This is a genomic window from Micromonospora sp. CPM1, assembly GCF_023896895.1.
GTDB classification, from domain to species: Bacteria; Actinomycetota; Actinomycetes; order Mycobacteriales; family Micromonosporaceae; genus Micromonospora; species Micromonospora tulbaghiae.
Genome location: NZ_JAMHIU010000024.1, coordinates 1 through 14,031 on the forward strand (window position 1 = coordinate 1; position 14,031 = coordinate 14,031).

At 69.6% G+C, this 14,031-nt stretch carries 11 protein-coding genes; 7 read left to right on the forward strand and 4 right to left on the reverse strand.

Translation table 11 applies throughout. The annotated features are described in order from the left end of the window. Positions 1–272 precede the first annotated feature (272 nt). Positions 273–2,792, reverse strand: coding sequence for a DUF262 domain-containing protein (locus tag M8C11_RS24755; protein ID WP_252453578.1), 2,520 nt, complete (start codon positions 2,790–2,792; stop codon positions 273–275). Between the two features lie 574 nt (positions 2,793–3,366). On the opposite strand from M8C11_RS24755, the gene M8C11_RS24760 reads away from it, so the two are divergent. The 3 genes from M8C11_RS24760 (at position 3,367) to M8C11_RS24770 (ending at position 8,691) form a co-directional block, all read left to right on the forward strand. After that, complete coding sequence (locus M8C11_RS24760; protein ID WP_252453581.1) at positions 3,367–4,785, forward strand: hypothetical protein; 1,419 nt, start codon at positions 3,367–3,369, stop codon at positions 4,783–4,785. Positions 4,786–4,891: 106 nt separating this feature from the next. Further along, positions 4,892–8,209, forward strand: coding sequence for an orotidine 5'-phosphate decarboxylase / HUMPS family protein (locus M8C11_RS30640; protein ID WP_252453584.1), 3,318 nt, complete (start codon positions 4,892–4,894; stop codon positions 8,207–8,209). Then, positions 8,206–8,691: a GNAT family N-acetyltransferase gene (locus M8C11_RS24770; protein WP_252453587.1), complete on the forward strand. Its 486-nt coding sequence runs from the start codon at positions 8,206–8,208 to the stop codon at positions 8,689–8,691. Before M8C11_RS30640 ends, M8C11_RS24770 begins: the two co-directional genes overlap by 4 nt. Here M8C11_RS24770 and M8C11_RS24775 read toward each other — a convergent pair. Further along, positions 8,675–9,451 carry an inositol monophosphatase family protein gene (locus M8C11_RS24775; protein WP_252453589.1) on the reverse strand — a complete coding sequence of 259 codons (777 nt, stop codon included), beginning with the start codon at positions 9,449–9,451 and terminating at the stop codon, positions 8,675–8,677. The genes M8C11_RS24770 and M8C11_RS24775 overlap by 17 nt on opposite strands. Positions 9,452–9,678: 227 nt before the next feature. Between M8C11_RS24775 and M8C11_RS30745 the strand changes: the two genes are divergently transcribed. Continuing rightward, the gene (locus M8C11_RS30745) at positions 9,679–10,344 is read left to right on the forward strand and encodes a DUF6119 family protein (RefSeq protein WP_350816621.1); all 666 of its coding nucleotides are present in this window, start codon (positions 9,679–9,681) and stop codon (positions 10,342–10,344) included. Here the strand turns inward: M8C11_RS30745 and M8C11_RS24780 are convergent. Beyond that, the gene (locus M8C11_RS24780) at positions 10,286–10,753 is read right to left on the reverse strand and encodes a hypothetical protein (RefSeq protein WP_252453592.1); all 468 of its coding nucleotides are present in this window, start codon (positions 10,751–10,753) and stop codon (positions 10,286–10,288) included. The two genes, M8C11_RS30745 and M8C11_RS24780, sit on opposite strands and share 59 nt — an antisense overlap. 80 nt (positions 10,754–10,833) lie before the next feature. Between M8C11_RS24780 and M8C11_RS24785 the strand changes: the two genes are divergently transcribed. After that, complete coding sequence (locus tag M8C11_RS24785) at positions 10,834–11,565, forward strand: class I SAM-dependent methyltransferase (protein ID WP_252453594.1); 732 nt, start codon at positions 10,834–10,836, stop codon at positions 11,563–11,565. Positions 11,566–11,603: 38 nt separating this feature from the next. Beyond that, a complete protein-coding gene (locus M8C11_RS24790; RefSeq protein ID WP_252453596.1) occupies positions 11,604–12,494 on the forward strand; it encodes an arginase family protein in 891 nt (296 codons plus the stop codon). Here M8C11_RS24790 and M8C11_RS24795 read toward each other — a convergent pair. Next, the gene (locus M8C11_RS24795; protein ID WP_252453599.1) at positions 12,491–12,904 is read right to left on the reverse strand and encodes an NUDIX domain-containing protein; all 414 of its coding nucleotides are present in this window, start codon (positions 12,902–12,904) and stop codon (positions 12,491–12,493) included. The two genes, M8C11_RS24790 and M8C11_RS24795, sit on opposite strands and share 4 nt — an antisense overlap. A gap of 146 nt (positions 12,905–13,050) precedes the next feature. On the opposite strand from M8C11_RS24795, the gene M8C11_RS24800 reads away from it, so the two are divergent. Next, complete coding sequence (locus M8C11_RS24800; RefSeq protein ID WP_252453602.1) at positions 13,051–13,995, forward strand: sugar phosphate isomerase/epimerase; 945 nt, start codon at positions 13,051–13,053, stop codon at positions 13,993–13,995. The last annotated feature ends 36 nt before the right edge of the window (positions 13,996–14,031 follow it).

Consider the following 14,031-nt stretch of genomic DNA (forward strand, 5'->3'; position numbering starts at 1 on the left):
GGTCCGCCGACGCCACCCGACCCGGCGACAACACCCCCCGGATCATCCGAACGACAGGGGCAGGAAGTCATACCGGGCCGGGCGACCGAGGAGTCCCCGGCTGGGGACGATCAAAAAGGTAACGGGGCAGATCTGCAGGTACGTAGCGGAACCGGCCGCGGACAGCTCCGCGTGGAACACCAGAAGGTGTTGGCGAAGGCGAGCTGGGGGCACAAGGGGTCTCCACGGGTGGCGCGCGGTGTAAGGGATGAGGCCGAGTGATAGAACCAGCCTCAGCCCTCGGCGTGAGTGATCTGTCCGTAAAACCAGCGGAGATGCTCGATCAGCGCCTCCCGCGCCCGCAGGTCGACGAGGACGTCGAGTGGGAAGCCGGGGCGGAGGGCGAGCTTGGCGGGGGCGATCTTCACCCCCGGCAGCGCGTCCAGCCGCTGACGGAACTGCTCCCGGAGCGTGATGTCGTCGAACGGCGGTCGGGTGCTCAGATGCTGGAACACGATCTCGAACTTCCCGCTCGGATAGATAGTGGCAGGCCAGATGTTGCCGAGTTCGTGGTCCTTTCCGCGCGCCATCAGGAAACATGATGTCTCGCCGCCGGAGCCGTAGAGAAGCGTGCCGCCCATGCTGGCCCAGGCTTCGAGCACCGCAACGGTGCCGTGGGCGACCTGCGGGTCCTGGAGGTCGGTCAGTTGTTCGAGGAACCGGTCGTCCAGCGAGTTGCTCCGGCGCGATCTGGGCCGGAGAAGCTGGCCGGGATCGTCCTGCTGCGGCATGCCGGCGAGCTGGGCCAGTTCCTCGACGCCGATGCGCTGGGCCTGACTGGCCCGGCCGTACTTGTCGAACTCGACGCCTTCGGCACGCAGCAGGTCCTGCGGGGCGTCGGTGCGGGTCGGGTCGGCCCAGTGGAAGTTGGGCGCGACCACGCCCTCAGCCTGCAGCACCCGGTGCACGTTGGGCGCGGGATGGTTGGACAGTCGCGCGCCGACGGCGACGGGGTGGCTGCCGATCAGCGCGGCCAGGTCACCGTACGAGGTCCAGGAGCCGGCGGGCAGAGCAGCGAGCGCCGTGTTCATGACATCCCATGGCACCTCGGACCTGTTGCCGGCTGCCTCGGTGGGCCCGGGCCAGGTGGTGATGATCTGTTCTGCAAGCGCATCAGCACGCGCATGGATCTCTGGGCGTCCCCAGCGCTTCTGGTCAGCGATCTCTCGACTGAGTGCGACCCCACTCTTGCCCAACTGCGCGCGCTTGACCAAGAAGGAGCTGTTGCTCAGTTCCGCGTTGTAGCCGGTCAGTGTGAGGTTGCCCAGCGTGTGAACCAGGGCTTCGTGCACCTCGGCGAAGCTCTCCTCGCCCTGCAGGTCCTCGCTCAGCATCTGCCGCCACTCTGCGGTCGGGCTTTGCGGCATCACATGTTCGATGGTCAAGGATGCCGGCGCGACCGGCTCCTTGCTGCCGTACGACTCCTCCAGCCACTGCAGGACCAGCTTGCGCTGCGTGGCGCGCCCGTTCAGATAGAACGGAATGGACCGCACCGCTTCCCGCAGGCTGGCGTCGGTGGCGTAGTACTTCCGGCCGACCGACAGGTAGGTCCGCACCGCTTCGTCGACCGGAAGGTCCTTCCGCATGTCGGTCACGCTGCGAAGCATCACCCGATTGATGCTCGCGGTGGCGCGGCCGATCAGCAACCGTCGGACGAAGTAGCTCTCGACGTACAGCATCGCTGAGGCGATCTGGTCGGAGGTGGCCGTGCCCTCTTTGCGGCGGTCAAGCAGGTGAAGCAGCAACGGCAACACGGTGGTGGTGTCCCACGTGTTGAGCCGGGCCAGACGCCGCCGTACCTCCAAGTCCTGCTCTTCGTCGGGGTGCAGGATGGTCCGTAGGAGGGCGCCGAGGCGACAGAGGCGGCGTACCTCGGCCTCGATCTCGGCTTCGGTGTGGAGGCCGTTGAGCCGCTCCTGCTGGCCGACGTAGGTGTCAGTCTGCTTCACCTCGGGGTTCCGATGCACCAGGTCGAGCCAGAACAACTGCTCCAGTTCTCCGGAGTCCAGCTGCTTCTGCAGTGGGAACCACAGCGAGTCGTAGACCGCATCCCCTCGGGTCGGCAACCGCATGAACAGGTAGTTGCGCAGCAGGTCGGCCTGCGTGAGCTTCAGGCCCGTGTTGTTGAGCGACTCGAAGATGCGATAGACGTTGTCGCCGCCGCCGGCCACGACCGAGACCAGCGCCATGCCCGAGATGACCGCGTCCTCGATGCGTTCGATGTCCATGGGGTCGTCCGGATCGTCGACGGCGACGAGTTGGGCCGCGAAGAACCGGTACGCCGCGCCCACCTGATCGCTGCCGCCGGCCTGCGGGGTGGCCTCCAGGCACGCCTCGTAGGCGGCACGGTCCGCCTGGGTGGGGACGAGCTTCAATCGGTGAGCCGGCTTGTACTTGTTGATCAGATATTCCTGGTCGATGCGATCCCGATGGTCCGGATCCTCGTGCTTCGCGCGGTGGTCGCGAATGGCGCAGAGCAGGATCGACAGGGTGGTCAACCGCTGCTGGCCGTCCACCACCAGGAACTCGGAGACGGAAGGCCCGAGCGTGGGGCTGGGAGCGAGCACGAGGGAGCCGATGAAATGGGTGAGGCTCGGGTTCTCGACGCGCTCCTCGGCGAGCTTGCGGATGTCGTCCCAGAGGCGCTTGAGCTGGGAGTCGGCCCACGAGTATGTCCGCTGGTAGAGCGGCACCCGATACTGCTTGGCACCCTCGAGTAACTCCCGCAGCGTCGTCTCGTGCGCCGCAACCATGTGTTGCTCCCATCGTCTCAGGCGTAATCCCGCCAGCCAACCAGACGCTCGGAGTGGATCTGCTCTTCAGTCGCGAACGCGACTCGTCAGCAACCCGCCACGATTCGCCTACCTCTGCCTTGTCGCGGGGTCGCTGTCACTGGTGGAGATCAATCGCCAGGATTTTGCAGGCAGAAGCCGCTCCGCCTCGTCGAGAAACCTGCTTCGATCGGTCGGCGCGCTGAAGCGGAACGTCGCGACTCCCTCCCTCGCCCGCCAGTCCTTGGCCTTCGTCCCGCCCCGGGCAATCTGCTTTTGTGCCGTCCGGATTCACAGTATTGCGACAACGCCCTGAGCAGGTGCAGCACCACTTCTTGTTGATCTGGACTGTCGCGCTGAATCTGCAGGCGGCATAGTGCGCATCGGCCATGTCGGTTCCCTCCCTCAAGACGGTCGCGCCGGCAGCGATCCTAGGCAGACGCTCTCGTCACTTGAGCGATCCGACGTGGGGCTCGGTCACGCTATTGACACTTCGAAACCATTCGATGACCCTGAGTGCTCAACCTCTAGCGGTACGTCAGCACCGGGGGTGGGCGTGGACATCGAATCCCTCGTACGATCCCTCAGCGAGCCGTCGAGACTGGTCGTCGAATCCTCCTTCCGCGTTGTCGACGCCGTCGAGAAGTACGCCAAGGAAGCTTCCAGGACAAACGACGCGTACCGCTACGGCAAGGCGTCCACCATCGTGACGATCGGCCCGACCGTGAGAACCAGCCCGGCGCAGGTGCTGCACGAACTCGGGGTAGCGACCACGCTGTTGACCGCATCGCCGTTGGCCCAGGTCGCCCGGCACTGGGCGCACGTCCGTTACTGCGCGACGTTAAACCGGCAGCGCGGTTTCCTCGGCCTGACTCCGTCGGCCCAGAGCCTCGTCTACCACCACAAGGTGACCCAGTCCGAGCAGTTGGGCATCGGCTTGGCCCTGGTGGTGGCAAAGAGGGTGCTGCAACGGCAACACCCTCGCTGGACCTTCTTCGCCGTGGACGCGGAGGTGGCCCTGAAGGCGGGCTTCATCGACGGGGCCGGCGTGGTGGCGCGCACCTCGAAGAGTCAGAAGCGCCCGGACTATTTCCTGGTGGGGCACCACAGTTCGGGCCGCCACAGCCGAATGAAGATCGTGGTGCTGGAATGCAAGGGTACCCACCAGTCGCCCGGCTTCGCCTACGGCCAGCTCGCCCGAGCCGCTGTGCAGGTGCGGACCCTCGCCGTTGGTGGACGGCGCCCACCGGCCCTGATGGTGGCCTCGCACCTGACCGAGCGGCGGATCACCTCATACGTCCTCGACCCGCCCGGCGACGACGAGCTGTGGGACGGCGATCCCGACGACTTCGAGGGAATGCTGCGCGATCGCCCGGAGGACCACCGCTGGCGCACCCGGCCCGCCGACGCCGATGAGGCACGGACCTGGCCGGCGGTGGATGAGAACGCTGGGCCACCCGACGCCACCGGCCCGGTGCCGGTGGACGAACTGCTGCCGGGAGCACCGGAGGTGTTCGACGTACCCGAGGAGGAGCGCGGCTGGTTCACGCGAGTCCTGACCCGGGCGGTGGCGGCCACCGCGCTGCTGTTCGCCGGCGACAGCGCCACCGCACGTGACTACGCGACACCTCGACAACGTGGCGACGAGGAGCCCTCCAACGGCCAACTGAGGCTGTTCGAGTTGGACCCGTCGTGGGCCGCGAGCACCGCCACGTCCCGCGAGGTGGCGAACGACCTGCATGCTCGGGGCACCGTCTATCGCGCACCGCTGCCAAACGGCAAGGTTCTGGAGGTGTTCCGCGGCGTGGAGAGCGGCCTGTACCGCCAGCTCGCGGACGGCCAGATCGCCGCGTACCTCCGGACGGCACCGCTGGTCCGCCGCCGGTGGCTGCGATCCCGGCCGCGCGACGGCGTCGTGTCGCTCGGCCGGGACGGCACGATCCTCACCATCCGCGTCACTGATCGGCGCGACTGAGGCAGCGAGTGGCGGCTGACATCGACGCTACCGATCCATGGACCTCGTCCGAGATGGACATTAGGGTCCAGGTCGAACGCAAGGAGCCTCAGCCATCGGGGGTGGTGTGTCGCTCATCGCTGAGTTCGCCGCCGAGATACTGACCAGCCTCAGTATCGCCGCCGGTCGGCGAGCAACCGCCGCTGTCCGCTCCCCCGCTCTCGACCGGGATCTCGAGAAGGTCTGCCGCGCCGCGCTGCGCCAGGCGTTGACGGTGGTCACACCAGACACCGATGATTCCGCTCGGGAGCTGCTTGAGCTGGTTTGCCTGGACTTCTTCGCGGAGAACGGTGTGCCGCGGTGGATCGTGCAGCCGGGTCTAGTGCGAGCCGGGACGGGACGGTCGGTGAGCCTGGACCGTTGGGCCGGTCGCTTCCGCAGCCGTCTCCCTCAGGACGAGACGCTTGCGACGGTGGCGGTCGATCCGGTCGCGTTCGCCGTCGCGTTCAGCTCCGCGCTGTGGGAGGCGATGGTCGCCCATTCGCTCGCCCCGGGCAGCAGCCTCGGCCCGCTCGTGCAACAGTTGCGGCTCGCCTTCATCGAGCAGCAGGTCGACCTGATCGCTCAGCATATCAGCGTCCAGGCCACTGCCGAAGAAACCGCCGACGCCCTCGGACCAGGCTCCCGCCGCCGAACGGAGGCGCTGCTGGCGGCATTGAGCGCCGATCGCGACCGGACGCCGCCGTACCAGGTGCCGGTGGACGCCGTGCGCAGCGTGACCAACTTCCTCGGCTCCAGTGCGCGGGTCCACCTGCTCGTCGGAGCCGGCGGATGCGGTAAGTCCCGGCTCGTCGAGCATGTCGCCGCAGTGGTAGACACAGCGGACTTCCAGCTCCACGTGGCTGATCACTGGTTGGCTCAGCAGGGATCGCCGGCGGCCCGCATCCTGCGGTACGCGTCGTTGCCCGCCTCCGGTGACCCGTCATTGGCGGTCGAGGCTGCGGCGCGAAGCGCAGGAAGGTGCTGTGTGATCGTGGTCGACGGAATCCGCGACACCGGACAGTTGACGGCCGTGGCCCAGGACATCGACACGCTGCTGCGCGAAGTGGTGGAGTCACAGCTTCGCTTCATGCTGGTCGTCCGGACACCGCCTGAGATAGACGTGAGCCCATTTCCCGTGTTGGCCGCCTCGGTATACGCGCCGCGGGGAGCGACCGCCTCCTACCACCTGTCACGCTGGAGCATGGCGGAGGCGGGACGGGCCTGGGAGGCATCCCGACAACCGGGTGACCCGGCGTTCTCGGAGCTACCCCCGGCCGTGCGCGAACTGGTGCGGACACCGCTGCATCTGCGGCTGCTTCGGGCCGGCGGCGAGATCGGCTGGGCTCAGATCAACGCGTACGACCTGATCGACAGGTGTGTGCGGGCCATCGCGCCCGGCGAAGGCGCGGTGGACGAGCTCGCGCGCGCGGCGGAACGCGAACGTCCGGATCTGGTGCCCCCAGGGCTCCGGAGTGACCCTCCGCCGGACGGCTCCCTGGCGGTGCCGGCGCCTCTGCTGGTCCGCTCGCCAGTCAGTGGGCGGATCGAGTTCGGCCACGATGTGATCCGGGAATTCGCCCTGGCCACGGTGATCAGCCGGCGCATGCGTGAGTCCCGATCCGTCTCGCTGGTGACTGCGGCCTTCAACACGCTCGCCGCGCAGGCGGTGACATCGGCGACGGCCCGGTCGGTCTGCGAGCTGACCGCACTCGCGCTGGACCGAGTCGCGCCGGCCACGGTCACGGCGGTCCTCAACGCTCCGACGGTGGACGGCCGGGTCACCGTGCCACTGCTGCTCGCGCTTCCCGATGCCCGATTCGTCACCGACAATGTGCTGCGTCGCACCGCGGAGCGGGTGCTCCGGGAGGACGACGTGGACCTCGCCGGCAGTTTGCTCGGCATGGACCGTACGGCGACCGCGCTTGGCGCCGGCTTCCGGCCATGGCTGCTGCACGTTCTCGACCGGTACGGCTCGCAGCTCTGGCAGCAGGTGCGGTCGGCGATTGACGCTCACCCCGGCGAGGCGGAACCGGACCGGTGGCTCGTACCGGGTGGCTCTGTCTCCGGTGAGCTTGCCGCGTTCGTGGCCCGCCATTGGCACCTCTTTTCCACCGGCGAGGATGACCGGTTGGCGGACCTGTTGGCGTCGCGGGACTGGCGGGTGCGTGCCGCTTTGGCCGACGGCGCGCGTGACAAGGACGCGCCGTTTCCGTCTGCGGTTGCGCAGGTGCTGGAACACCTTTGTGACGACACGGATTACAAGGTGCGGGCGGCAGCCGCCCGGGCGCTGCCGGCGGTGCAGGCGCCCGCGGGTGCCGATCTCACGGAGCGACTGTTGGCCGACCCGAACTGGCACGTCCGGGAAGGCGTGTTGCACGCGCTCCTGGCGGAACCAGGAAGCGAGTTGACGGGGCGGGCGGCCCGAGTGATGGCGGCGGATCCGACGTGGACGGCACCACCCCGGCACATCGGGGTGCTGGTGGAGCGGCTACGGCTTCTGGTGCCGGCGCTTGGGCCGGCGTCGGTGACGCCGGTGGCGGAGCAGGCGCTGTTCGGTCTGTTGCGGGAGTTGCGTACCGGGTGGACGGCGATGAACCCGGATCAACGGCGACGCCTCGTCGGCCGGGGGCAACAGTCCGACTCGTGGTTGGTACGACGGGAAGCGGAGGCGCTCGATCCTGCGCGGGACCGGGCACCCGAGGTGCCCTGGGACGCGCCGGTGCTGCGCGAGGCGTTCCGGCGGCTGAGGGGTGGCCGGACGCTCCAGGTGGCGCTGGACCTGGCCGATCTCGACGAGGCCGTCGCGGTGGCTCGCGCGGCCGGTCGCGCCGGTGTCGATTTCGTCGAAATCGGTGACCCGCTGGTGAAGCAATACGGGGTCCACGCGATCGAACGCATCAAGCGCGACGTTCCGCAGGTCGTGGTCGTCGCGGAGATGATGTCGGCGGACTGGGGGCGAGAACAGGTCGTGTTGGCGGCCGGCGCCGGCGCAGACATCGTGTTCCTGATCGGGCCGGCGAGCGTCGCCAGCGTGGCGGCCGCCGCCGAGGCGGGACACCGGCTCGGCGTCCCGTTGATGCTGGACGTGCCGGGCACCGCGCTGTCGGAGTCCTGGGTACGAGACATGGAACGTGCCGGGGTGGACGCCTTCGCGATTACCACCAACATCGACATCGGCGTCGGCACTCGCCGGCCATTGGCCCGAGTGCAGGCCATCCGGTCGTGGACTCGGCTGCCGGTGGCCGTGTCGGGTGGCTTCGGTCCGAGCGACCAGGATGTGCTGGCCAGCACGAACTGGGACATCCTGATTGTGGGCCGTAGCGTCACCGAAGCACTGGATCCCGAGTTGGTCGCACAGCAACTGGTCGCGGCGGTGCGCCGCCCGGATGAGGAGGCGCAGTGATCGTCAGCCCGTTGCGGTCGGAGCTGACCGGCGATGTGGAACGGTTGATGGCGCTGGGTGAGCCTTTCGTGCGGCCACGCACCTCGTCGGACTACTGGCTGTATGCGCGGCTCTTCTCGTCGACGTGCCCGGTGGCGTTGGAGGACGGCACCCTGGCCGGTGCGGTGATCGCATTCCGTAGCCAGGACGACCCGGCTGACGTCTACGTGCAGGACGTGATGGTCCATCCGGACTTCCGCCGGCGGGGTGTCGCCGGGCTGCTGCTCGACTCGGTGCGAACCCGTGCGGCCGACTGGGGCTGCCACCGGCTCTACCTGACCTCGGAGCCGGAGAACCGCGCGGCACACCGGACGTGGCTCACGCTCGGTTTTCACAATGTCCCCGGCAACCGGAATGTCGGCGGCGTGCAGGTGCTGACGGATTTCAAGGGCGCTGGCAAGGACCGCGCCGTCTACGAGTTGCCGGTCAGCCCTCGGTCCTGACGCGGGACCGCAACTGGCCGACCAGTTCCGGCGGCGCAGCGAGCACACCACTGTCGAGCGGCTCCACCGAGGCGCCCGCCTCGGCGGCAATCACCCGACCGGCCGCCCAGTCCCACTGGGAGGCGCGGTCCTCTACGTAAGCGTCGATCCGGCCGGCCGCAATCCACGCCAGCGCCAGGGCGGTGGAGCCGAGCATCCGTACGCCCCGCACGTCGGCGGCGAGGTCGGCGATGACCTCGGACTGGTGCTTGCGATGCGCAACGTCGTAGGCATAGCCGGTGGCAAGGATGATCTCGCCCAACTCACTGCGGCCGGGCCTGTGCAACGGCCGCTCTCCCAGCCAGGCGCCGTTACCCGTGACGGCATGGAACGTCTCGTCGTGCACCGGGTCGTGGACCACCCCGAGCAGCGGCGTCCAGCCGCCCGTGCTCGCCCGCTCGCAGGCGACGCTGACGCACCAGAACGGGATGCCGCTGATGTAATTGACGGTGCCGTCCAGCGGGTCGATCACCCAGCGCAGTCCGGTGCCGCTGGCCTGGTCGCTGCCCTCCTCGGCGAGGATGCCGTCGCCGGGCCGCCGCCGGTGAATGACTTCCACAATCGCCTTTTCCGCCGCCCGGTCGGCCTCACTGACCGGGTCGGTCGGTGAGGACTTGTAGTCGACCCGACCGTGATCGCCGAAGCGGCGCAGCAGCTCCGTCCCGCCGAGGTGGGCCATCTCCCGGGCGAGGTCACGCAGTTTCCCGGCGTCGTCGTCCATTCGGGTCTCCTTGCCTCGATGTCGGTCAGGATCGTCGCACCGCTCGCCCGACCGGTGCCAGATCCTCGATCATCCGCGGTCCAGATCGGTTCGACCGTGGTGCACCCCCTCCAGGATCTTGCCGATGAGCCGCCGGGACTGGTGACCAATGTGTCAGGGCTGGCCCAGCCCTGCTCGTACACGGTCAGCTCCGCCGTCCGGTCGGGGTAGGGAGCGCGGGCAGCCTGGTGGCCGACGTCGAGCACGTCGGTTCGTACCGGGTTCGCGTACCCCGCTCCGGGCAACGCCCGAGCCTGACCACGGACCTGGACCTGGCGACCATCCTGTCGCACACCGTCCACGCCCTCGGCGGTGACCGGTGGACCGGGTTGCGTAACGGCACGCTGACGCTCTACGCCGATACCGAGGAGACGGCGTTGACGCCGGTGCGCCGCTGGGTCACCGCCGAGGTCGACGTCGAGGGCGGGCACATGCTGCCGCACGAGGGGCAGTGGTACGAGATCGGTGACCGCCACAGCGAGTTTCTGCGTCGGGAGGTGACCCGCATCCTGAACCGGCCGCCCGGCGTCGTGTTGCCGCCGTGGAGAAGGACCTGGCGGACGAGGACTGCCACAACCGCGAGTCAGCCAGCAGCACCAGGGTCTGGTGCTGCTGGACAGGAAGCTCCTCCGCACGGGGCAGCACCCACGTGGCATCGACCGGATCCGTCACGCGGCCATGGCCTGCCTGTCCGATGTACGGTGGCGCCCGCGTTAGTCGTCGCCGCGACCGGTGCCAGGCGGCGACCCCGCACCGGCGGCATCGGGTACGCGACCGGGCGGTGGACCCGACGGGTCACCAGTCTCGGGCCCAGTCCGGCGGCGGTACGACGACGAGCTGCGGCTCCCCACTGATCGGTTCGAGCGCGTGCACGATCCGCAGGTCCCCGTCGGCGGCGGCGTCGCAGTCGGTCAGCACCCGGCCGCTGCTGCCGTCGGCGCTCACCAGCACCCACCGGTCAGGATGGATGCCGCCGTCGTCGACGAGCGCCCGTACGCCGAACGCGCGGGTGAGGGTGACCGCGAAATCATGTTCGCGCAGACCGGTGGCGTCGGCCAGTTCGGTGTCGCCGGTGAGGATCCACCCGAAGCCCTTGTCTTGGTCGGGCGGGTTGAGCATCGCCACCGGTCGCGGATCGTCGACGGCCCGGTCCTCGATCCGCCCGACGTACACGGCTTCCGGCGCGACGCCGTACTGCAACAACAGGAACGCGCGCAGGGCATCCGCCGGTAGCTCGGCGTCGAAGTGGATCCGATACCGCACTCTCTGCCCCTCTCCGAGGTCCGCAGGTAACGCGTCACAGTGCTTGCCCCGGCAGCCCGCCGGGGAGTTGGCTGTCGTGTATGGCCCGCATCGCGTACCACGACGCCGACGCCGAGGCGTTCGCCGCGACCCGGCACCTCACCGAGGACGGTCTCACGGCCTGGCGGGCCGCCGTCACCCGCCACCTCGCTCCGCATCCCGGCATGCGGCTGCTCGACCTGGGCGCCGGGACCGGCACCTGGGCACGCTCGCTCATCGACTGGTTCCCCGGCGTCGAGGTGGTCGCCGTCGAGCCGTCGGCGGCGATGCGCGCCCGGTGCGCGTTCGCCCCGCTGATCGCGGGTGACGCCGAACGCATCCCACTCGCGAGCGGCAGCGTCGACGGCGCGTGGCTGTCCACAGTCATTCATCACGTGCCCGACCTGGCCGTCGCGGCGCGCGAGCTGCGCCGGGTGCTGCGGCCCGGCGCCCCGGTGCTCATCCGGTCCGCGTTCGCCGGACGGCACGAGGCGATCACGCTGTTCGACTACTTCCCCGAGGCCGTTCGCGTGCTGGACACGTATCCCGGCATCGCCGACGTCGAGGCCGCCTTCGCGGCCGCCGGCTTCGCCACCGCGGCGGTCGAGCAGGTTCCGCAGGTCACCGCGCCGTCGCTGCGGGAGGCGGCGGCCGGCCTGCGACGGGAGGCGCACACTCCGCTTCAGCTGATCACCGATGCGGAGTACGCCGCCGGCGTCCGGCGGCTGCGCGAGGCAGCGCATGTGCACAGCGGCCCGGTGATCGACGCGCTGGACCTGCTGGTGCTGCGCTGATCCCGGTGTCGGGCCCCACCCGAGGTTAGGGTGGGGCGATGGATCATCGTCAGTGGACGATCATCGGGGCGCCGTCGAGCGCCGGTGCCCACACCCCGGGCATCGAGCGCGCACCCGCCGCCTTGCGCGCCGCCGGTCTGCTCGACCTGCTGGGCGCCGACGTCGAGGACGCCGGTGACGTGCCGGGCTTCCGGTGGCGACCGGATCCGGCGTACCCCAGGGGTCAGAACGCGGGCGCGGTGGCCGCGGTCGCCTCGGCGGTGGCCGACCGGGTCGCGGCGGCGCTGGGCCGGGGGCGCGCGCCGCTGGTGCTCGGCGGCGACTGCACGGTGACTGTCGGCCTGGTCGCGGGTTGCGCGCGGGCCGGGCTGTCGCCCGCGCTGGTGTACGTGGACGGCGGGCCGGATCTCTACACGCCGGAGACCCGCGCGAACGGCAACCTGGACGCCATGGGATTGGCGCACATGCTCGGGTTGCCGGGGACGCTGCCCGAGGTGGCGGGTGTCGGGCCGGCGGTGCCGCTGCTGTCGCCGGAGCGCGTGGTGGTGTACGGGGACTCGCTGCCCCGGGGTGACCACGAGCGGGAGCTGGTGGCGGAGCTGGGGCTGGCGTACGTGCCGGCCGAGGAGGTGCACGCCGACGCGCGGGCGGCGGCGCGCCGGGCCCGGTCGGTGGCCGAGGGAGCGGCCGACCGGTTCGTGGTGCACTTCGACGTGGACGTGCTGAGTTTCGTGGACGCGCCGCTGGCGGACGTGCCGGAGCCGTTCGGGCTCAGGCTCGACGAGGCGGCGGCGACGCTGGCCGAGCTGGTGGCGAGCCCGCGGTTCGCCGGGCTGTCCGTCACCGAGATCAACCCGGATCATCTGCCCGACGACGAGCTGCTCCCCCGGTTCGCCGGCGTGCTGGCCGGGGCGTTGACCGGGCGCTAGACGGTTTCCGCGAGGTGCAGCGGCAGCACCTTCGCCGCGCTGACCGCCAGATCCCGGTCGAGCACCTGGTCGCGGGGCACGAAGACCATGGCCTGCCCTTCGCCGAGCACCACGTCCTCCTGCCGTGCGTCGGTGGCGCCACGGAAGACGTACACGGTGACGGCGTGCGCGAAGCCGTCCTCGTGCGGGCGGGGGCCGCTCCACAGCAGGTGCAGTTCACCGGCGGTCAGCCCGGTCTCCTCGCGTAGCTCGCGGCGGGCGGCCTGCTCCGGGGTCTCGCCGGGCTCGATGCTGCCGCCGGGCAGGCTCCACTGGTACGGCGACACCGGCGCGTTGCCGTCGCGGTGCTGCATGAGGATCGCGCCGGTCGGGTCGACGAGCAGGACGAGAGCGACGTCGTATGCGGCCACGTCCCGAGCCTGCCACGCGGTACCGACAACGCGTAGCACCGACTTTCCGCCACTCCGATCGAAAGTTCTATTCACAGCACCGAAAGCCATAGACATATCGACATGCCTTTTGTAGCGTCGGTCACAGGCGACGAAGGAGTGCGACCATGTGCTACGGATTCGACGGACACGCCGTGCTGCGGCAGTCGCTGGACCGGCGCGACCTGCTGCGCGGCTCCCTGGCCGTGCTGGCCGGGATCGGGCTCGCCACCGGGCTCGGCGCGACTGCGGCCCAGGCGGGCGGCGGGCACCATCACGGCCGGCGCCCGGTGCCGAAGGAGCTGATCAGCCTCCAGCTCTGGACCGTCCGCGACGCTCTGAACGGCTCTCCCGGCTACGACGCGACGCTGGCGCACCTGGCCCGGATCGGCTACCCGCGGGTCGAGCTGGCACTCGGCTACTTCGGCCGTACCGCTTGGGAGCTGCGCCGGTTCCTGGACGGTATCGGCATCAAGGCCAGTTCCAGCCACGACGGCATCGCCGCCGACGCCACCGCGCTGGAGGAGAAGATCACGAACGCCCGTACGCTGGGCCAGCGGTTCATGGTGGTGCCGTACCTGAACTCCGACCGCGAGGACGACTGGAAGCGCTGGGCGGAGCAGATGAACGTCGAGGCCGCCGCGGCGCGCAAGGCGGGCCTGCGGTACGGCTACCACAACCACGCGCACGAGTTCACCATCGACTTCGGCAACGGCCGGCGGCCGTGGGACGTGCTGACCGAGGAACTCGACCCGCGCCTGGTGCACCTGGAGATCGACATCTACTGGGCGGTCACCGGCGGCATCAACTCCGGCGAGGGCGTCGACGACCCGGAGGGCTTCACGCTCGACGTGATCCGCTCGGCGCCGCAGCGGGTGTTGCAGTACCACGTCAAGGACCGCGACCCGGCCACCGGCGACATGGCCGACCTGGGCACCGGGATGATCGACTTCGCGCGGATCTTCCGGGGGCACCAGGTGATGGAGTACATCGTGGAGAACGACACCCCGGATGTGACGCCGCAGCAGACCGCCGCCGTCGGCTACCGCTACCTGCGCCGCCTGCGGTTCTGACCTCCGGCGGGGCACTGATCGCCGCCGGACGTGACA

Excerpts from the sequence above, each read along its gene's own strand:
- M8C11_RS24790 (WP_252453596.1), top strand. The coding sequence starts at position 11,604 with ATGGATCATCGTCAGTGGACGATCATCGGGGCGCCGTCGAGCGCCGGT.
- M8C11_RS24755 (WP_252453578.1), bottom strand. The coding sequence starts at position 2,792 with ATGGTTGCGGCGCACGAGACGACGCTGCGGGAGTTACTCGAGGGTGCC.
- M8C11_RS24785 (WP_252453594.1), top strand. The coding sequence starts at position 10,834 with ATGGCCCGCATCGCGTACCACGACGCCGACGCCGAGGCGTTCGCCGCG.
- M8C11_RS24775 (WP_252453589.1), bottom strand. The coding sequence starts at position 9,451 with ATGGACGACGACGCCGGGAAACTGCGTGACCTCGCCCGGGAGATGGCC.
- M8C11_RS24800 (WP_252453602.1), top strand. The coding sequence starts at position 13,051 with ATGTGCTACGGATTCGACGGACACGCCGTGCTGCGGCAGTCGCTGGAC.